Origin of the sequence: Nocardioides xinjiangensis (assembly GCF_017916455.1) — a bacterium.
In the GTDB taxonomy this organism is placed as follows: Bacteria; Actinomycetota; Actinomycetes; order Propionibacteriales; family Nocardioidaceae; genus Nocardioides; species Nocardioides xinjiangensis.
Window position 1 is genome coordinate 153,303 of sequence record NZ_JAFMSY010000001.1, and the last position, 20,011, is coordinate 173,313.

Annotated in this window: 15 protein-coding genes; 7 read left to right on the forward strand and 8 right to left on the reverse strand. The window is 73.0% G+C overall.

Going from position 1 to position 20,011, the window contains the following annotated elements:
• Positions 1 to 190: 190 nt before the first annotated feature.
• The gene (locus J3P38_RS00770; protein ID WP_210502378.1) at positions 191 to 1,126 is read right to left on the reverse strand and encodes a DNA-3-methyladenine glycosylase family protein; all 936 of its coding nucleotides are present in this window, start codon (positions 1,124 to 1,126) and stop codon (positions 191 to 193) included.
• A gap of 41 nt (positions 1,127 to 1,167) precedes the next feature.
• Between J3P38_RS00770 and kynA the strand changes: the two genes are divergently transcribed.
• The gene (kynA, locus tag J3P38_RS00775; RefSeq protein WP_210502379.1) at positions 1,168 to 2,022 is read left to right on the forward strand and encodes a tryptophan 2,3-dioxygenase; all 855 of its coding nucleotides are present in this window, start codon (positions 1,168 to 1,170) and stop codon (positions 2,020 to 2,022) included.
• Positions 2,023 to 2,077: 55 nt separating this feature from the next.
• Here the strand turns inward: kynA and J3P38_RS17975 are convergent, their stop codons facing one another.
• Entirely contained in the window at positions 2,078 to 2,881 is an 804-nt protein-coding gene (locus J3P38_RS17975) for a resuscitation-promoting factor (RefSeq protein ID WP_307807626.1), read from the reverse strand.
• Positions 2,882 to 3,538: 657 nt separating this feature from the next.
• Here J3P38_RS17975 and J3P38_RS00785 point away from each other — a divergent pair.
• Entirely contained in the window at positions 3,539 to 10,120 is a 6,582-nt protein-coding gene (locus J3P38_RS00785) for a ThuA domain-containing protein (RefSeq protein WP_210502380.1), read from the forward strand.
• A 50-nt stretch (positions 10,121 to 10,170) separates the two neighbouring features.
• On the opposite strand, the gene J3P38_RS00790 is transcribed toward J3P38_RS00785, so the two are convergent.
• A complete protein-coding gene (locus tag J3P38_RS00790) occupies positions 10,171 to 10,788 on the reverse strand; it encodes a hypothetical protein (RefSeq protein ID WP_210502381.1) in 618 nt (205 codons plus the stop codon).
• Entirely contained in the window at positions 10,785 to 11,405 is a 621-nt protein-coding gene (locus tag J3P38_RS00795; protein ID WP_307807627.1) for an FMN-binding negative transcriptional regulator, read from the reverse strand. Before J3P38_RS00795 ends, J3P38_RS00790 begins: the two co-directional genes overlap by 4 nt.
• Before the next feature lie 59 nt (positions 11,406 to 11,464).
• Between J3P38_RS00795 and J3P38_RS00800 the strand changes: the two genes are divergently transcribed.
• Complete coding sequence (locus tag J3P38_RS00800) at positions 11,465 to 12,994, forward strand: ATP-dependent DNA ligase (RefSeq protein WP_210502382.1); 1,530 nt, start codon at positions 11,465 to 11,467, stop codon at positions 12,992 to 12,994.
• Between the two features lie 16 nt (positions 12,995 to 13,010).
• On the opposite strand, the gene J3P38_RS00805 is transcribed toward J3P38_RS00800, so the two are convergent.
• Positions 13,011 to 13,847, reverse strand: coding sequence for a S1 family peptidase (locus J3P38_RS00805; protein ID WP_210502383.1), 837 nt, complete (start codon positions 13,845 to 13,847; stop codon positions 13,011 to 13,013).
• 53 nt (positions 13,848 to 13,900) lie between these two features.
• Between J3P38_RS00805 and J3P38_RS00810 the strand changes: the two genes are divergently transcribed.
• Positions 13,901 to 14,599 (forward strand): TetR/AcrR family transcriptional regulator, encoded by a 699-nt coding sequence (locus J3P38_RS00810; protein WP_210502384.1) that lies wholly within the window; start codon positions 13,901 to 13,903, stop codon positions 14,597 to 14,599.
• Positions 14,600 to 14,606: 7 nt separating this feature from the next.
• Here J3P38_RS00810 and J3P38_RS00815 read toward each other — a convergent pair whose 3' ends face one another.
• The 3 genes from J3P38_RS00815 to efp form a co-directional block, all read right to left on the reverse strand.
• Positions 14,607 to 15,416: a DUF1206 domain-containing protein gene (locus tag J3P38_RS00815; protein ID WP_210437780.1), complete on the reverse strand. Its 810-nt coding sequence runs from the start codon at positions 15,414 to 15,416 to the stop codon at positions 14,607 to 14,609.
• 98 nt (positions 15,417 to 15,514) lie between these two features.
• On the reverse strand, positions 15,515 to 15,925 hold the full coding sequence (gene nusB, locus J3P38_RS00820; protein WP_210502385.1) for a transcription antitermination factor NusB: 411 nt from the start codon (positions 15,923 to 15,925) through the stop codon (positions 15,515 to 15,517).
• 6 nt (positions 15,926 to 15,931) lie between these two features.
• Positions 15,932 to 16,495 carry an elongation factor P gene (gene efp / locus J3P38_RS00825; protein WP_210437796.1) on the reverse strand — a complete coding sequence of 188 codons (564 nt, stop codon included), beginning with the start codon at positions 16,493 to 16,495 and terminating at the stop codon, positions 15,932 to 15,934.
• A gap of 188 nt (positions 16,496 to 16,683) precedes the next feature.
• Here efp and J3P38_RS00830 point away from each other — a divergent pair, with 188 nt between their 5' ends.
• The 3 genes from J3P38_RS00830 (at position 16,684) to J3P38_RS00840 (ending at position 19,967) form a co-directional block, all read left to right on the forward strand.
• On the forward strand, positions 16,684 to 17,334 hold the full coding sequence (locus tag J3P38_RS00830) for an SDR family oxidoreductase (protein ID WP_210502386.1): 651 nt from the start codon (positions 16,684 to 16,686) through the stop codon (positions 17,332 to 17,334).
• Between the two features lie 126 nt (positions 17,335 to 17,460).
• Positions 17,461 to 18,834: an HNH endonuclease signature motif containing protein gene (locus J3P38_RS00835; protein WP_210502387.1), complete on the forward strand. Its 1,374-nt coding sequence runs from the start codon at positions 17,461 to 17,463 to the stop codon at positions 18,832 to 18,834.
• Between the two features lie 521 nt (positions 18,835 to 19,355).
• Positions 19,356 to 19,967 (forward strand): hypothetical protein, encoded by a 612-nt coding sequence (locus J3P38_RS00840; protein WP_210437804.1) that lies wholly within the window; start codon positions 19,356 to 19,358, stop codon positions 19,965 to 19,967.
• Positions 19,968 to 20,011 lie beyond the last annotated feature (44 nt).

A 20,011-nucleotide genomic window follows, 5' to 3' on the forward strand; every position in this document is an offset into this window, starting at 1 on the left:
GCCCCAGAAGCTGCCTCACGCACCGCCGCCAGCTCGAAGCCCGGCCGAGCGGTGCGTGGCGCAGGTTCTGCAGCCCCGAAAGCTGCCTCACGCACCGCCGCCAGAGCGAAACGAGGCCGAGCGGTGCGTGGCGCAGGTTCTGCAGCCCCGAAAGCTGCCTCACGCACCGCCGCCCGCCCGGGAGCGGGGCTCAGCGCGTCGGCAGGTGCGTCGGCACGCTCATCCGCGGGCCGCGCCGGGGGCGGGCACGGCCGCCCGCGATCGCCATCGCGGCAGCGCGCCCCCGCTGGGGGCGGTAGGGCTCGAGCATCTCGGCCATCTCGTCGTCGGTGATGTCGCGTCCGACCAGCGCCCACCCCACCCAGTTGGCGAGGTGGTAGTCACCGAAGCTCACCGCGTCGGGGTCGCCGAGCGCGCGCTGACGGACCTCGGCGCTGGTCCACACGCCGATGCCGCGGATCGAGCGCAGGCGCCGGTCTGCCTCCTCGACGGGCAGCTCGGCGACGCGCTCGATCGAGGCCGCCAGCCGGCAGGCGTTGACGACCGTGCGGGACTGCGCGGGCTGGACGCCGAGCCGCAGCCACTCCCACGACGGGATGGCGGCGATCGTCTCGGGCGTCGGCTGGACCATGAGCCGCAGCGACGCGACCGGGCCGGGCGCCGGCTCGCCGTGGCGACGCACGAGCTCGCGGAAGGAGCCGAAGGCCTGCTTGCCGGTCACCTTCTGCTCGAGGATCGAGGGCACCAGCGACTCCATCACCAGGCCCGTCGCGCCGAGGCGCCAGTGCCGGTGCGTCCGCCAACCGGCGGCCACCTCGGGGTGGTGGTGCGCCTCGAAGCCCTCCGGGTCGTCGTTCGCGCCGAGCAGGGCGGGCATCCGGTCGAGCGCCCACTCCGCGCCCGGCCCCCACGCCCGGCCCACGACCTCGCCGGCCGACGGCCGCGCCTCCACGCACAGCGACGCCGGCCCGAGCGGCGTACGCATCGCCCGCCAGATGCGGCCGGAGTCCTCGTGCCGCTGGGTCGGGTCGCCGGCCCCGCGCCGCTGCGGACGCAGCACCTGCGCGGGAGAGCACGGCCAGTCGGGCGCCCAGGTGCGGGTGAGCTCGGTGGTCGCGAGGGGCATGGGTGCGACGGTAGACGAGGACACCGACTACCGTCCCCTTCATGGGCGACTCACCGATCAAGCGCGACCTCGAGGAGGGCATCCAGCGGGACTTCTCGAAGGCGATGTCCTACGGCGACTACCTCCGCCTCGACGTGCTCCTCTCGGCCCAGCAGCCGCTCTCCGACCCGCCGCAGCACGACGAGCTGCTGTTCATCATCCAGCACCAGACGAGCGAGCTGTGGCTCAAGCTGATGATCCACGAGCTGCGCTCGGCACGCGCCCTGCTGCGCACCGACGACCTCTCCCCCGCGCTCAAGCGGATGGCGCGGATCAAGCACATCCAGCACACCCTCACCGACCAGTGGTCGGTGCTCGCGACGCTGACGCCCAGCGAGTACGCCGAGATCCGGCCCTTCCTCGCCACGAGCTCTGGCTTCCAGTCCGCGCAGTACCGCGAGGTCGAGTTCCTGCTCGGCAACAAGAACGCCGACATGGTGAAGGTGCACGCCCACGACGGCGCGGCCCGGGCGGCGCTCGAGGAGCTCCTGCACGAGCCGTCGCTCTACGACGAGTTCCTCGCGTACCTGTCGCGCCAGGGGTACGCCGTCCCCGGACGGCTCCTCGACCGCGACTGGTCGCAGCCCTACGCGACCGACCAGGAGCTGGTCGACCTCTTCGCCGGCGTCTACGCCGCCCCGGCGGAGCACTGGGGGGTCTACGAGACCTGCGAGGAGCTCGTCGACATCGAGGACGCCTTCCAGCAGTGGCGCTTCCGGCACCTGCAGGTCGTCCAGCGGGTGATCGGCCACAAGGTCGGCACCGGCGGGTCGTCCGGGGTCGACTTCCTCAGGCGGGCGCTGGACCTGACGTTCTTCCCCGAGCTCTACGAGGTGCGCACCCGCGTCGGCGAGTGAGCCGACGACAGCACGCACACCGCAGGCAGCTTGCCCCGGGTTCGCCCGCGCCCGCTCAGAGCAGCCGGCCGCAGGTGGGCCACGGGGAGCGCCCACGCTGCTTGTAGAGCAGCTTGGCGCGGTAGGTCTGCTCGCCGGCCGAGGCGGCGGTCGGGACACCGGTGCCGCCCACGCTGCGCCACGTCCCGAGGTCGAACTGGTACAGCCCGTAGTAGCCGGCCGGGTTCACCGCGCGCGGGTTGCCGCCCGACTCGCAGTTGGCGAGGGCGCCCCAGTTGAGTCCCGCGGTACCCGGGACGGCGTACGGCTCGCGGCCGACGAGGACCCGACGCGGCCGGGGGTCCTTCACGACCGTGCGCTTCACGACGCGGTACCTCACCGGCTCGCCGTTGTGGAGCGTCCTCACCGCGACGACGCGGCGGACGCCGGGCCGACCCTGGCGCACGACCTTCCGGCGGCCGGGCGCGAGCTTCGTGGTGTGCACCTCGACGGTGCCGGCGCGAACCCGCTCGCGCTTGGTCTTGCGCTCCTTGACCACGTCGGTCAGGCGTACGACGTCGCCCTGCCGCAGGCGCTTGCGCGGGCCGGACACCTCACGACCGTCGCGGACGACGTCCACCAGGTCGTTGCGGTCCACGGGGACGCCGTGGGCCTCGAGCAGCCGGCCGGGCCACGCCCGGGGAGCGCTCGCGACCTCGACGGCGGGCTGGTCCGCCACCTTCAGGCGCACGGCGACCGGGTCGGCGTCCGGCTGGGCGGCGGCGCTGCCGGGAACGAGGGTCAGGGCCAGGGCGGCCGCGGCGGTGCCGGCGGCGGCGCCTCGGAGCCGGGCGGACAGGGCGGGTGTGGTGGCACGCACGTGCTTCGGACCTCACAGGGAGTTCTGCGCCTCCGGGGCGCTCGGACGCGACGCCGTCGTGTCGGGCGTCGAGGCCGCGGCGCGTCTCACCTCGCGACGGGAGGCGCCTCGTCCCCGACGAGGGGCACTGCCTGCGGCCCATCCACCAGAACACGATCACGCGACCATGTCGAATCCGGGGCAGGCGCTGCGCCGGGCCCGAGCGAGGCGGCGTGAGCCGGTTCACGCCGGTTCCGCGGGGCCCCCGCGGTAGGGGACGCAGCCGGGAGCGGCGCCGGCTCGAGAGCGGTTCGCACTTTCTGAGCCGCCGGGTGCAACTTCTGTCGAAGGACCGCGCGAAGTGGCGCCACTTGTGTGTTGACGTCGACGAATCGCGGTACCTACTGTGACGTGCATCACGGGGCCGCCGGGACCCCTCGGGAGATGGGCGACCGACTCGATGGCCAGAGCCGCTCTGCTGCAGCCGCCGACGCGCCGCGCGAGCGCGCGTCCCCGGCCCCCGCATCGGCCCGCCGGGCCCGCCCGATGTCGCCACCGGCCGCCGCCGGCGCCCGACCCGGCCGGCCCGGCCGACCCGGCCGGCCCGGCCGACCCGGCCGGCCCGGCACCCACTCGCACTCGCCCCCACGCCCCCAGGTCACCAGAAGGCAGGACAGCATGAGCAGGTTCCGTTCACCCGCGGCACGCGTCAGGACCGTCGCGAGCTCGCTCGCCCTCGCCGTGGCCGGCGGAAGCCTGGCCGTCGCGCCGGCCGCCGCGTCCGCGGCCGGGCCCGACCCGGCCGACGCGCCGCCCGCAGACGCTCGCGCCGCCGCTCGGGACGCGGCCGCGAGCCTCGCGGCGCCGACGTACGACGTCCTGGTCTTCAGCAAGACGACCGGCTTCCGGCACGGCTCGATCGGGGCGGGGATCCGGGCCATCGAGCGCCTCGGCGCGCAGTACGGCTTCAACGTCGACGCCACCGAGGACGCCGCCCAGTTCACCGCGGCCAACCTGGCGCAGTACGAGGCCGTCGTGTGGCTCTCCACGACCAGCGACGTGCTCAACGCCAGCCAGCAGGCGGCGTTCGAGGACTACATCCAGGCCGGCGGCGGCTACGTCGGCGTGCACGCCGCCTCCGACACCGAGTACACCTGGCCGTGGTACGGCCAGCTGGTCGGCGCGTACTTCCAGAGCCACCCGGCCGGCACCCCGACCGCCACCATCGACGTGGAGGACCAGGAGCACCCCTCCTCGTGCGCGCTGCCGCAGAAGTGGACCCGCACCGACGAGTGGTACAACTTCCAGGCCCCGGAGAACCCGGTCGTCAACGGCGGCGGACCCGACTACAGCCCGCGCGTCGACCCCGACATCCACGTCCTGGCGACGCTCGACGAGTCGACGTACGTCGAGAACGACGGCAACGCCACCGACGACGACCACCCGATCGCGTGGTACCAGGAGTTCGACGGCGGCCGCAGCTTCTACACCGGCGGCGGCCACACCGACGCCTCGTTCTCCGAGCCGCTCTTCCGCACGCACCTGCTCGGCGGCATCCAGTACGCCGCCGGCCAGGCCCCGGACGCCTGCACGCCGGTGCCGCCCGGCGACGCCTCCTTCGAGCAGGTCACCCTCGCCAAGGGCGTCGACAAGGTCGGGGAGCCGATGAGCATCTCGGTCCTGCCCGACGGCCGGGTGCTGCACAACGCCCGTGACGGCCGCATCTTCCTCACCGACCTCGAGGGCAACACCACCCTCCTGCACGACGTGCCGATCTACTCCCACGACGAGGACGGCCTGCAGAGCGTCACGGTCAGCCCCGACTTCGAGGAGGACGGCTGGGTCTACCTCTACTACGCCCCGCCGCTGGACACCCCGAGCGGCGACGCCCCCAACGACGGCACGGCCGAGGACTTCGCGGCGTGGAAGGGCTACAACGTCCTGACCCGGATGAAGATGGTCGACGACGACCTCGACCCGTCGACCGAGCAGGAGCTGCTGCGCGTCGAGGCGGACCGGGGCATCTGCTGCCACGCGGGCGGTGCGATCGACTTCGACGCCGACGGCAACCTGTACCTGTCCACCGGCGACGACTCCAACCCGTTCGCCTCCGACGGCTACGCGCCGCTCGACGAACGACCCACCCGCAACCCCGCGTACGACGCCCAGCGCAGCTCGGCCAACACCAACGACCTCCGCGGCAAGGTGCTGCGCATCACCCCCGACCCGACGGCGGCGAGCTACACCGTGCCGGCGGGCAACCTCTTCCCCGAGGCGTCGGACACCCAGGGCAAGACCCGCCCCGAGATCTACGCGATGGGCTTCCGCAACCCCTTCCGCATGACCGTCGACAAGCGCACCGGCTACGTCTACCTCGGTGAGTACGGTCCGGACGCCGGCAGCGCCAACCCCAACCGCGGCCCCGGCGGCATCGTGGAGTTCAACCAGATCCGCGAGGCGGGCAACTTCGGGTGGCCCTACTGCACCGGGTCCAACACCGCGGCCGAGACCTACAACGACTGGAACTTCGCGACCGGCACCACCGGCCCGAAGTTCGACTGCTCGGCGCCGGTCAACAACAGCCCCCGCAACACCGGCCTCACCAACCTGCCCCCGGCCCAGCCCGCCTGGATCAAGTACGACGGCGGCAACGTCACCTACAACGGCGTCACCACCGGCGAGTTCGGCGGCGGCGGCGAGGGCCCCATGGCCGGCCCGGTGTACAACTTCGACCCCGAGCTCGACTCGGACGTGAAGTTCCCCGAGTACTTCGACAACCACTTCTTCGCCGGTGAGTGGACCCGCGGGTGGATCCGTGACATCGCGATGGACGCCGAGGGCGACGTGGCCGGCATCGACCCGTTCTTCGACTCCATGACGCTCTACGCGGCGATGGACATGGAGTTCGGTCCCGACGGCTCCCTCTACGTCCTCGACTACGGCAACGGTGGCTACTTCACCGGCAACGAGAACTCGGCCGTCTACAAGATCAACGCGATCAACGAGGGCGCCCGCTCCCCCTCGGCCTCGGCCACCGCCACGCCCGACTCCGGCGCGGCGCCGCTGGAGGTGCAGTTCTCCAGCGCGGGCTCGAGCGACCCCGACCAGGGCGACTCGATCGTGGGCTACGCCTGGGACTTCGACAACGACGGCACGGTCGACTCCACCGAGGCCAACCCGACGCACGTCTACACCCAGGTCGGGGTGTACGACGCCCGCCTGACGGTGACCGACTCCACCGGCCGCACCGGCGTCGCCACCGCGGTCGTCACGGTCGGCAACACCCGGCCGAGCGTCGAGATCGAGCTCCCGCCCAACGGCGGCTTCTTCGAGTTCGGCGACTCCGTGCGGGTGAAGGTCAACGTGAGCGACCCGGAGGACGGGACGATCGACTGCGACCGGGTCGAGATCGACTACGTCCTGGGCCACGACTCGCACGGCCACCCGCTCAGCTCGCGCACCGGCTGTGACGTCGTCCTGCCGACCGTGCAGGACGAGGGCCACGACGCCTCGGCCAACATCTTCGGCGTCATCAACGCCAGCTACACCGACGAGGGCGGCAACGGCGTCCGCACGCTGACCGGCGAGGACGAGGTCGTGCTGCAGCCCAAGCGCAAGCAGGCCGAGCACACCACCACCCGCCAGGGCGTCGAGACCGAGGCGACCACCGACCCGCTCGGCGGAGCGCGCAACCTGTCCAACATCGACGCCGGCGACCACGTGTCCTACGCGCCGATCAGCCTGTCGCAGGTGCCGCGCCTGCGCTTCCGGGTCGCCTCGGCCGGGGCCGGCGGCACGATCGAGGCCCGACTCGACAGCCCGACCGGACCCCTGGCGGGGTCGGTCGCGGTCCCCGTGACCGGCGGCTGGCAGCAGTGGCAGTTCGTCGACATGGACATCGCTGAGTCGGCGCAGCAGGGCTCGCACGAGCTGTTCCTGGTGTTCACCAACGCCAACCCCTCCGCGACGGGCCTGTTCAACGTGAACTTCTTCGACGCAGCCGGCAAGGGCGTCTCGGTCAACTCCAGGCCGCAGGTGGGCGCACAGGGCACCCCCACCCAGGGCACCGCGCCGCTGACCGTCGACTTCACCGGCTCCGCGTCGGACTTCGACGGCGACGAGCTGACCTACCGGTGGGACTTCGGGGTGCCCGGTGACGGCGACACCGCCACCAGCCTCGACGCCGAGTACACCTACACCGAGCCGGGCACCTACACCGCGCGCCTGACCGCGACCGACCCGTCCGGCGCCAGCGGCTACTCGACGGTCCCGATCCGCGTGCTCAACGCCTGCGGCGTGCAGCAGTCCGACGAGTTCGACGGCAGCTCGCTCGACGGCAAGTGGGACGTCATCCGCGACAGCGGCGAGTGGAGCGTGGCGGACGGCGGCCTGCAGCTGCCGATCAACAGCGGCAGCCTCTACGGTCCCGGCGGCAACGCCGAGGACATCATCGTCCAGCAGACGCCGGACGGCGCGTGGCAGGTCACCGCGAAGGTCACCGCCGTGGTCTCGGAGAACTACCAGCAGGCCGGCCTGCGGGTCTACTCCGACGACGAGAACTGGGCCTCGGTCCACCTCATCTCGGCGGGCGGGAACCGCGACGTCGAGTTCATCTACGAGGCGCAGGGCTCGCCCCGCAACAACGCCGAGGACAAGCTGGGAGGTGTCCCGGAGGGCTTCCCCACGACCTACTACGTGCGGCTCACCTCGGACGGCACGGACCTGCGGGCGTCGTACTCCACCGACGGCGAGACCTTCTCGCCGGTCGGCCGGCCGGCGCCGATGAGCTCGTTCGCGGACCCGAAGATCGGTCCGGCGGCGGTCTCCGGCGGCGCGCAGGGAACCCCGACGGCGACGTTCGACTGGATCCGCTTCGACCCGGACGGCACGTCCGGGGCCGCGGACCCGACCGACGAGTTCGACGGCACCGCCCTGGACACGTGCCGCTGGAACGCGATCGTGCGCGAGGACGCCTCGCTGTACGACGTGGAGAACGGTGCGCTGACGATCTCGGCGACGACGGGTGACCTGTACCAGGGATCCGACCCGTCGGGCACGAGGAACATCATCCTGCAGTCCGACACCAACACGACCGAGGACTACTCGATCGAGACGAAGATGTCGACGACGTTCACCGACGGCTACGCCCAGGGCGGGCTGATCATCTACGGCGACGACGACAACTACGTCAAGCTCGACCCGATCAGCGACACCAACGCGGGCCGGATCAACCGCATCGAGCTCCGCTCGGAGTCGAACGCCGCGATCCTCAACCCGCAGCCCGAGCTGGCGGCACCGGCCAACGTCACGTCGTACCGGCTGCGGCTGACCAAGACCGGGAACAGCTACACCGGTGAGGCGGCGTTCGACGGCGGCGAGTGGCAGACCGTCGGCACGGTCTCCAACCCGACGGCCGACATGGACTTCGGGGTCTTCGCCCTCGGCGTCCAGCAGGCCGGCCGGACGGCGACGTTCGACTACTTCCGCGTCGAGCCCGCCGACCAGAACCGGGCGCCCGTCGCCGACGACGACTCCGCCACGACGCTGGAGGGCACCCCGGTCGACGTGCCGGTCCTGGTGGGCGACACCGACCCGGACGGTGACGACCTCACCGTCGCCAGCGCCACCGACCCGGCGCACGGGACGACCGCCGTGAACGACGACGGCACCGTCCGCTACACGCCGGACGCCGGCTTCTCCGGCGCCGACTCGTTCAGCTACACGGTGGAGGACGGCAACGGCGGCAGCGACACCGCCTCGGTGGCCGTGACCGTGTTCGAGGACTGCGACCTCGAGAGCCCCGACGACACCTTCGAGGGCGCCGCCCTCGACGACTGCCGCTGGAACGCGATCGTGGCCGAGGACCCCGACCTGCTCGAGGTGGCCGACGGGCGCCTGCACCTCACCACCACGACGGGCGAGATCTACCAGAGCGGGACGAGCAAGTCGAACCTCGTCCTGCAGTCGCCCGACCACGCCGGCACGGACTGGACCATCGAGACGGTGGCCGACGTGAGGGGCCTCGACGGTGGGTGGAGCCAGGCCGGCCTGATGGCCTACGGCGACGACGCGAACTACGTCAAGCTCGTGGCCATCTCCGACGACGGCCGCTCGGCGCCGAACCGGTTCGAGCTGCGCTCGGAGGTCGGCGACGTCATCGTCGGGGCCAACCCGCAGCCCGAGATCGTGGTGCCGGCCGGCGCCGACCTGAGCGACGTGCGCCTGCGCCTGGTCAAGGCCGGGAGCACCTACACCGGCTCGGTCTCGTTCGACGACGGAGCGAGCTGGGCGGACATGCCCAGGACGGTCAGCAACCCGGTGGTGGCGCCGCGGTTCGGGGTCTTCGCCGCGGGCGTGCTGCAAAGCGGTGACGTCGTGTCGTTCGACAGCTTCACCGTCGACGGCGAGGACCCGGTCGCCCCGGTCAACACCGCGCCGGTGGCGACCGACGACCGGGCGACGACGCAGCGGGGCACGGCCGTCCGCGTCGACGTGCTGGCCAACGACAGCGACGCCGACGAGGGCGACGAGCTCTCCGTCGAGTCGGTGACGAAGCCGGCGCACGGCACGGCGGTCGTCGGCGCCGACGGCACCGTCACCTACACCCCGGACGCCGGGTACACCGGTGACGACGCGTTCGACTACGTCGTCACCGACAAGGCCGACACCGACACCGCCACGGTGACCGTCACGGTCACCAAGGCCGCCGAGCCCGTCGCGGACACCCGGATCACGGTCGCTCCGCGCGACACCACGCGCTCGAGGACGGCGACCATCGGGTTCACCGCGACCGGTCCGGGCGCTGCGGGAGCGACGTTCGAGTGCTCGCTCGACGGATCGGCGTTCCAGGCGTGCGCCTCGCCCCGCACCTACCGCGACCTGGCCGACGGTGCGCACGAGGTGCGGGTCCGGGCGGTCACCGCCGGCGGCGTCGACCCCACGCCCGCGACCGCCGCGTGGACGGTCGACCGGACCGGGCCGCGGGTCCGGAAGGTCACGCCGACGGGGGCGACCCGCGACCGCACGCCGAAGGTCGGCGCGCTCGTCACGGACAGGCACTCCGAGGTCCGCCCGGCCGGCCTGCGGCTGTTCGTCGACGGCACGCGGGTGCGCGGCGTGCGCTACGACGCGCGACGCGGCCGGCTGAGCTGGACGCCGGACCGGGTCCTGTCCCGCGGCCGCCACACCGTGCGCCTCGTCGCGGAGGACGCACTCGGCAACCGGACCGTCGAGAAGTGGCGGTTCACCGTCCGCCGGTGACGCGGGGCGCCGCCGAGGCGTCCGTCGTCAGACGGTCGTCCTCGGCGGCGCTACCCGGGCAGTTCGATCGTGGTCACCACGCGTGTCACCGAGGGCCGCCTCGGCGTGCTGGAGAAGCCGAACCGGCAGGGCGGGTCGACGGACGCGAGAACACCCAGGCCGGTCCCCCGCCAGGCCCCGGTGATCCTGGTGACCGCTGCGACCGACGTCGCGCCGTACCACTCGCGCCGGTCGTTGCCGGCCGTCCCCCGCGTCCGGACGCCGCGCAGCACGACGCGCGCGAGGGGGTCGGCCAGCGTGCAGAACCACGGTGCCGTCGCGACGCGCGCGGGCACGAGGCCGAGCAGCAGGCCCAGCGGCGTACGGCCGCCCACCTCGAGGCCGAGCGACAGCGACGGGGTCGTGACCTGCCAGCCGGCAGGGGTGTCCTCGACCGACACCGGCTCGATGACGTGCTCGTCGAAGGAGTAGGTCGACGCGACGAAGTGGCGCACGCGGTCGTCGGGGGCCAGCAGGACGCGGTGGCCCGAGGCGTCCTCGACCATGACGTCGGCGAAGGGGCCCCACGGCGAGTCGTCCCAGCGGCCGACGACCACGCGGACGCCGCTGCTGCTGCCGACCCCGGCGATCCGGCCGGTGAAGCGCTCCCGGACCCGGCCGGTCCTCACGGCTGCACCAGCCCCCCGGGCTCACGGCCCTCGGCGGCGAGGCCGCGGGCCACGCCGGCGCGGTCCTCCTCGGAGCGGTTCTGGCTCAGCTTGGCCTTCGCCTCCACGGACTCCACGACGAGCTCGACCCCGACGATGGGGCGGAGGTTCTTCTCGACGTAGTCGGCCGGCGCATCGGTGACCGCCCACGGCTCGGCGCGCGGCTGCTCGTGGCGGTCGGTCAGCCGCGTGACCATCCCCCGCACCCACTCCGGGTCGTCGTGGACCGAGACCTGGCCGCGCAGGTGGACGACGGAGTAGTTCCAGGTCGGGACGACCCGGCCGTGCTCCGCCTTGGTGGCGTACCAGGAGGGGCTGACGTAGGCGTCGGGACCGGTCACGACGGCCAGGGCCGGGGACCCGTCGACGATGCGCCGCCAATGGGGGTTCGCGCGGGCGAGGTGGCCGACGAGGAGCTCGTCCTCCCACAGCACCGGCAGGAACGTCGCGTCCGGTACGCCGTCCGCGCCGACCGTGACGAGCTGCGCGGTGCCGACGGCGCGGACGAACGGGCGCACGTCGTCGGCGTCCATCACGTTGAACCGCGGGACGTAGAGGGAGGCGGCCGGGGTGCTCACGCGACCATCCTGCCCGTCCGGGGGGCGCCGTTGTCGGCGGCGGGCGGCAGGATGGGCGCATGCTGCTGGCCGAGCTCGTCGCCACCTCCGCCGCGGTCGCCGCCACACGGTCCCGCAAGGCCAAGGTCGCCGCGCTCGCGGAGCTCCTCGGCCGGGTGTCGCCCGACGAGCTCGAGGTCGTCGTGTCCTACCTCGGCGGCACGCTGCGCCAGCGACGGACCGGGCTCGGCTGGCGCGGTGTCAGCGACCTGCCCGCCCCCGCCGACGCGCCGTCGCTGACGGTGCTCGAGGTGCACGAGGCGTTCGACGCGATGGCCGCCCTCGCCGGCGCCGGGTCGCAGCTGGCCCGCAGGGAGGCCGTGGTCGCCCTGTTCGGCCGCGCGACGGCCGCCGAGCAGGCCTGGCTGCGCGCCATCGTCACCGGCAACGTCCGTCAGGGGGCGCTCGACGCGGTCACCCAGGAGGCGGTGGCGCTGGTGGCGGGAGTGCCGCTCGCCGCCGTGCGCCGTGCCGCGATGCTGGCGGGCTCGACCGTCGCGGCGGCGGGGGCGGCGTTCGCGGGCGAGGAGGCGCTGGCCGCGATCCGGCTCGAGGTCGGCCGCCCGATCATGCCGATGCTCGCGTCCAGCGCGCCCGACGTCGCGACGGCGATGGCGGGTCTCTCCGCCGACGGGGCCACGGAGGTGGCCGTCGACGCCAAGCTCGACGGCATCCGGATCCAGGTGCACCGTGACGGCGACGACGTGCTCGTCGTGACCCGCAGCCTCGACGACATCACAGGTCGCCTGCCCGAGGTCGTCGAGGTCGCCCGGTCACTCGCGGCGGAGCGCTTCGTCCTCGACGGGGAGGCGCTCGCGCTGTCCGAGGACGGCCGGCCCCTGGCGTTCCAGGACACCGCGAGCCGGACCGCGCAGGACACGGGCGTCGCCGTCACTCCCCACTTCTTCGACCTGCTCCACGTCGACGGTCGCGACCTGCTCGATGCCCCGGGCCACGAGCGCCTCGCCGCGCTCGACGCGCTGGTGCCCGAGCGGCACCGGGTCCGCCGACTCGTCACCGCCGACTCGCGGGCCGCCGACGAGTTCGCCCGCGAGACCGTCGCGTCGGGGCACGAGGGCGTGGTGCTCAAGGACCTGTCCGCGCCGTACGCTGCCGGGCGTCGCGGCTCGGCCTGGGTGAAGGTCAAGCCCCGGCACACCCTCGACCTCGTCGTCCTCGCGGTCGAGTGGGGGTCGGGGCGGCGCGAGGGATGGCTCTCCAACATCCACCTCGGTGCGCGCGACGCGTCGTCGCCGACCGGGTTCGTGATGCTGGGCAAGACGTTCAAGGGCATGACCGACGAGATGCTGGCCTGGCAGACCGAGCGGTTCACCGAGCTGGCCGTCTCCCCCGGCACCGTCCGCGACCGCTACGTCGTCGAGGTGCGGCCGCTCCAGGTCGTCGAGATCGCCTTCGACGGCCTTCAGCGCTCGACGCGCTACCCCGGCGGCGTCGCGCTGCGGTTCGCCCGCGTGCTGCGCTACCGCGACGACAAGGGACCCGACGAGGCGGACACCATCGAGACCGTGCGCGCGCTCGCCGCGGGTTGACGCCCCGGCGCAGCAGTCAGGGCGGCGGCTTCGGCAGCCGGCACCCCGGCGTGTCCAGGTCGAACGTCCGCCCCGCGTCGAGGCAGGTGAGCAGGAGCCAGGTCTGCTGGCCGTAGTTCATGTCCCTCACCATCCGCACCCGGCCGCGCCGCCCCTCCTCGCACGCCGAGTCGACGCAGCGGCGGCCCCCGACGTAGGCGGTGTTCGCGATCCCGACCACGAGACCGGTGTCCTGCGACACGACGGGCGAGCCGGAGTAGCCGCCGCGGATCGCGCAGCCGTCGCGCGCCGGCAGCCGGATCGCGTGCCACCAGTCCCACGTCCGCTCGTGCAGCCGGTACGCCGTGCCGGCGGTCGCGCACGTGCGCTGCTCGGTCCAGTAGCCGGACGGGATGCGGACCCGCTCCCCGCGCGCCGGCCCGTCGCTCGCCAGGGTGAGCGGCGTGACGCCGTCGCCGGCGAGCTCGGCGTACGTCTCGCGCAGCGACAGCAGCGCGACGTCGGTGCGGTACATCGTGGCGTACTGCAGCCGGACGCCGCGGACGGTCCGGGCCACGTCGCCGTGGCCGTCGAGCAGCTCGACCCGGGTCCACCGCCTCTCGTCGACCAGGACCTCCCGGGCGCCGAGGAACGGGCGGCGCACGCAGTGGCCGTTGGTCAGGACGACAGCGGGATCCGTGTCGAGCGCGGCCGGCCAGCGCGCCACCGCGCCCGAGCACCCGGGCAACCGGGCCGTGCCTGCGAACCGTCCGACGCCGACGTCGGCGGCGACCGCAACGAGGGGCGACAGCACCGCGGCGAGGGCGGCGAGGACCCAGACGACGACGGCACGACGGGCTCCGGGCGACCGCATGCCCGCATCGAACCACACCCGGGCACCGGCCCGACCCTCCCTAGACTGGCGTCATGAGCACCGAGTCGACGCCCGAGACGGTCCCCGGGCGCGGCAGCACCGCGGCCGTCCGGCGTCGGCAGCGGGAGACGGAGATCATCTCGGCCACCCGGCGCCTCTTCGACGAGCGCGGCGTCCGCGACGCGCAGATCGAGGACATCGCCAAGGCGGTGGGCATCAACCGCGCGATCATCTACCGGCACTTCACGAGCAAGGAGGAGCTGTTCAGCCTCACCCTCGTGCAGTACCTCGACGAGCTGCGGGTGGCGCTCGAGGAGGCGGCCGCCGGCACGGTGGAGCCGCGCAGGCAGCTCGTACGCCTCGTGGAGGCGTTCGTCGACTACGGCCTCGCCCACCCCGCGTTCGTCGACTGCGCCCAGGCGATCATGCGGCGCCCCGGCGGCGACCTCCTCGAGGAGGTCAGCGAGTCCGCGATGTACCGCCTCGGGCAGGCCATCGGCGGTTGCCTGTCGGTCCTCACCCGGGCGATCACCGCCGGCGCGGAGAGCGGCGACTTCCACGTCGAGGACCCCGGGCTGCTCGCCAACATGCTGTACGCCAGCGGTCTCGGCACGCTCCAGCTCGGCCGCGTGGCGATGCTGGTCTCGGAGGAGGCCCCGGGCGTGCCGCGCATCAGCCGCATCACCGCCGAGCAGGTGCGCGACCACATGGTCGCCTCGGCCCTCGCGGTGGCCGCCGGCCCCGTCCGCTAGGCGGCGCTCAGCGGGACAGGTGCTTCGCGCGGGCGAAGCAGAACGCGCCGTAGGCGACGATGCCGACCGCGATCGCCGTCAGCAGCACCTGGCCGAAGGGCTGCTCGCGGACGGTCTGCAGCGCCTGGTCGAGGCCGCCGGACTTCTGGGGGTCGTGGGTGACCGCGGCATAGCCGAAGAGCCCGCCCACGATGGCGATCGCGACGCCCTTGGCGATGTAGCCGATCTTGCCGAGGCGGACGTACACCGAGCCGTCCGTGCCGGCCTGCCCCTGCGCGTCGAGGTGCTCGCGGAACTTCTCGGTCCACCCGCGCCACACCAGCGAGGCGCCGTAGCCGATGACCGCCAGCCCGACGGCGCCGACGATCAGCTGCCCGCCGGGGAGGTCCATGAGCTTGGCGGTGGTGGAGTCCGTGCCGCCGTTGCCGCCACCGGACCCCGTGGCGGTCTGCACCGCGCTCCAGCCGATGGCGCCGTAGATGACGGCCTTGCCGAGGGATCCTGCGCGCTTGCGCCACCGCTTGGTGTCGTCGGACTCCTCGCGGTGGCCGTAGCCGAACTCGAGCAGTCGCCACAGGACGAGGAGGAACATCCCGACCGCGACGAGCCACACCAGGACCTCGCCGAGCGGCTGCTGGACGAGGTACTGCATGGCGCCGGAGTTGGAGGCGCTGTCCTCCTTCTCGCCGAAGGCGAGCTGGAGCGCGAGCCACCCGACCAGCAGGTGGACGACGCCGTACGCCACCAGTCCGGCGCGGATCGCGTGGTCCATCCAGTCGCTGCCGCGGACCTGTGCGGCGGTGTCGGGGGCGTTCATGGGGTCAACCTAGGGGGCGCGCCCGTCCACCGGCGAACCGCCACAACCCCTGCGGGTGGGGCGGCGCGTGCAGATCCGGGTGGTGCCCCGACGAGGGTCTAGACCAGGGTCGCGCGGTCGCGCATGATCGAGCCGAGCAGGCCGTTGACGAACGTCGGGGACTCGTCCGTGGAGAGGTCCTGCACCAGGTGCATCGCCTCGCTCACCGCGACGCTCTCCGGGACGTCCTCGTCGCCCCACAGCAGCTCGTAGACGCCGATGCGCAGCACGTTGCGGTCCACGGCCGGCATCCGGCTGAGCGTCCAGCCCTTGCTGTAGGTCGTCAGCACCTCGTCGATGCGCGCCCGGTGCTCGGCGACACCGCGGACCAGCGTGCTGGTGTAGTCGTTGGTCGGGCCCTCGCCGGCCTCGATGGCCCGGTCCAGCGCCGTCACGGGGTCCTCGGAGCGCAGCTCGGAGGCGAAGAGGATGTCCAGCGCGCGCTTGCGCGCCTTCGAACGGGCAGCCACGCGGTGTCAGGCCTTGACGCGGCCGAGGTAGGACGAGTCGCGCGTGTCGACCTTGACCTTCTCGCCGGTGGTGATGAAGAGCGGTACCTGGATGGTGTGGCCGGTCTCGAGCGTGGCGGGCTTCGTGCCGCCGGTCGAGCGGTCGCCCTGCAGGCCCGGCTCGGTCTCGGCGATCAGCAGCTCGACGGAGGCGGGCAGCTCGATGAACAGCACGCGGCCCTCGTTGGTGGCGACGATCGCCTCCTGGTTCTCCAGCATGAAGTTCTTCGCGTCCCCGACGACCTCGGGGGCGACCTCGAGCTGCTCGTAGCTCTGGACGTCCATGAAGACGTAGGAGGAGCCGTCGTTGTAGAGGTACTGCATCGTGCGGCGGTCCACGTTGGCCGTCTCGACCTTGGTGCCGGCGTTGAAGGTCTTGTCGACGTTCTTGCCCGACTCGACGTTCTTGAGCTTGGTGCGCACGAAGGCCGGGCCCTTGCCGGGCTTGACGTGCTGGAACTCGACGACGGACCAGAGCTGCCCCTCGAGGTTGAGGACCATGCCGTTCTTCAGGTCGTTGGTGGTTGCCATGTGTCTGATGTCCGCCTTCGTCGAGTTGTCAAGGAGCACGGGCGCGCGGCCGGTGACGGGCGCGCCGACGGACCAGTCTAGTCGCGGGCCGCGAGAGCCAGGAAATGCTCGGCCTGCGACTCGGTGGTGCCGCGCGGGGCACGGCGCGACGGCGGGCGTGTCGGGACGGGGAACGGTAGCGTCGGGCCATGCGAGTCACCATCTTCGGCGGACACGGCAAGGTCGCGCTCCTCCTGGCCCCGATGCTCGTCGAGGCGGGGCACGACGTCACCTGCGTCGTGCGCAACCCCGACCACATCGAGGACGTCCAGGCGACCGGCGCGATCGCGCTGGTGTCCTCCGTGGAGGAAGCGGACGAGAGCGCGCTCGTCGACCTCCTGCAGGGGCAGGACGCCGTCGTCTGGTCCGCAGGCGCAGGCGGGGGCGACCCGGCCCGCACCTACGCCGTGGACCGCGACGCCGCGATCCGCTCGATGGACGCAGCCCTCGAGGCCGGCGCCCAGCGCTACGTCATGGTGTCGTTCTCGGGATCCGACCCCGACGTGCTGGTGCCCGAGGACGACCCGTTCCGGCACTACCAGCAGGCCAAGATCGCCGCCGACGAGCATCTCCGCGGCACCGACCTCGACTGGACCGTCCTCGGCCCGGGCCCCCTCACCCTCGAGCCCGGCACCGCGTCGGTGAACCCCCGGGCCCGCGCCGGCGACGGCGACCGCACGTCACGGGAGCTGGTCGCGCAGGTGATCCTCGCCGTGCTGGAGGACCCACGGTCCTTCGGGCGCACGCTGGTCCTCGGCGACGGCGACGTGCCGATCGACGACTGGCTCGCGTCCCTCTGACGCGCTCCCGCGCCTGCCGACCCGTACGCCGGGCGGGGACGCGTCCCCGGGCACGTCCGAGCACCCGTCCACAGGCGGCGTCGCGGGACACGCGTCGGTGTCGGTGGGCTCTGGTTGAGTGGATCCATGGAGGGCACGAGCACCGTCGGAGGAGCGCAGGTCGGCGACCTGACCGACCTCGCCGACGAGGCCCTGCTGTCCGAGGCGTCCGAGATCGAGGTCCTCCTCCGCGAGGGCGAGGTCCACAAGCTTCGCTTCGCCTACCAGTGGGCTGTCACCCATCCCCCACTGGACGCGTGCGAGACCCCGTCCGGGCCGGTCCTGCCGTCCGTGCTCGCTGAGCCCGAGACCCTCGGCGGCCACGGGACTCCCGCGGTCGCCGCATTCACTCCCGAGCCGCTGGCCGTCGCCCTCGGCTGCTCCCCGGCCTCCGCGTCCGCCCTCCTCGCCGACGCGCTCGACCTGAACCACCGGCTCCCCCTGCTGTGGGACGCCACACGTGCACTGCTGGTGCCGGACTGGAAGGCCCGGCGCGTCGCCGCTCGCACCCGCCACTTGCCGATCGACGCGGCGCGGTGGCTCGACCGCCGGGTCGCCGGGCCCATCTCGTCGCTCGGCGCGCCGGCGCTCGACCGGCTCATCGCCGAGGCCGCGGCTCGCTGCGACGGCGCCGGCACCGCCGAGCGGGAGGTCGCCGCCCGTGACGGCTGGGACGTCGTGCTGGTCCACCCGGACCCCGGCCGCTATGCCGGCACGTCCGAGCTCCGGGCGACCGGAGACACCCTCGACCTCATCCGGTTCCACGACGTGGTGTGCGCCGAGGCCGAGGCCATGGGAGCCCTCGGCGACACGGACGAGCTGCCGGTGCGCCGCGCCAAGGCCCTGGGGGTCATCGCGGACGCCCAGGCACGACTCGACCTCACGAGCCTCGTCGGCACCGCCGATCCCGACACCGGCCGGAGGGTGCGGCAGGCGGCCGTCGCGCGGCGAGACGCGAAGGTCCGGCTCTACCTCCATGCCTCGCTCGCCGACGTCGTCGTCGTGGACGATGCGCAGGCCACCGGCTCGGCCGAGTCGTTGGGACCAGTCAGTCTCGACCTGATCCGCGACTGGGTCGGCCGGTCACGCGTCACGATCCAGCCGGTGCTTCACGTCGCCACCGACGACCGCTGGTCCGTCGATCGCCACGACCCACCTCCGCGGATGGCCGAGCAGGTCCGGCTGCGGGACGAGACGTGCGTCTTCCCGTGGTGCGGGCGGGCCGCGCGTCAGTGCGACCTGGACCACCGCGAGCCCTTCGTGGACCCGGGTGACGGCGGTCCACCGGGGCAGACGTCGCCCGCGTCCCTGGCCCCGCTCTGCCGACGTCACCACCGGGCGAAGACCGCCGGGGAGTGGTCCTACGAACGCGCCGATCCCGGCACCTACCTCTGGACCGGGCCGGTGGGCATGTCGGCCCTGGTCACTGCACGCGGCACCATCGCCGTCCCCCGCGCCTAGGCGTCGACCAGGCGGGCACACCCGTCCGCGGTCCCGCCCTGTGCCCGCGAAGCCCACCCGGGCGCCCGCCGGTGCCAGGCGCGGCCTACGACTGGCCTACGACTGGTCGCTGCGACGTGCCAGCGCGATCGCTACGGACGCAAGCGCGGCGACACCGGCCAAGACCCATATCACCGCTGACAACGTCTGCCTCTGCGGCGACGGGAGGAAGAACGCCAGCGCTGCAGCGCCCAGCACACCCACCCAACCGAAGCGGCAGGCGAGGTTCCGCAAGCGCATCGTCGTCCCTCGCGCCACTCGTCCACCTCCGGTCGCCGATCGCGTGTCTCTGGAGGAAGGTAGCGTGCAGCGCGCCGGTCTTCGTCCGGCTCGCGAGCAGGAGCCACCGCTCAAGCCGAGCGGACGCACATGCCCGCGGTGCGGGCGGTTCCACCGATATCCCTGCGTGCCTGCTCGCCGACGCGGCATACTCCAGCACCACACGCTGCGGTCCCAGCGCAGCCCCACTTGATCGGACGTCCATGCCGTCTCTGCGACTCCTCGCTGCGTCGATCGCGACGTCATCGGTGCTGCTGGCGCCGACTGCCGCCCACGCCGAGCGCCTGGTGACCGAGGACGCCGTCGGCGACGCCCAGAGCATCAGGTCGGACGCGGAGGAGGAGATCTTCGACCCGGCACCGGAGCACACCGCCGCCGACATCACCAGGACCGTGGTGGTTCACGGCGCCCGCCGGGTGCGGGTGCAGGTGCGTTACCGCGACCTCGAGCGCACGTCTCCTCGCGCCGCGTACGTCAAGCTCCGCACCCCGGGTCGGCGGTTCGACCTGCGGACGTCCCGCAACGCCCCGGGTGCCGGCACGTGGCTGACTCGGGGACAGCGGGAGGACGACGTCCATTGTCCTGGACTGCGTTCGTCGGTGGACGGCGCCAGGGACCAGCTCACCGTCACCGTGCCGAGCGCATGCCTGGGCCGCCCCGCGTGGGTCCAGGTCGGCGTGCTCTCGGTCGTGGCGGAGGCGGATGCCGGCTCCGGGCTCGATGAGCCCCACCTCGCGTACGTCGACGACGCCCACATGGTGGGGGGCTTCGAGGACCACAGCGTGCGCCTGGGCCCCAAGGTCTTCCCCGGCTGACCGCTGGCCCGTCCGGTCCGGACCCGGCCGCGCGACCCGGTCGA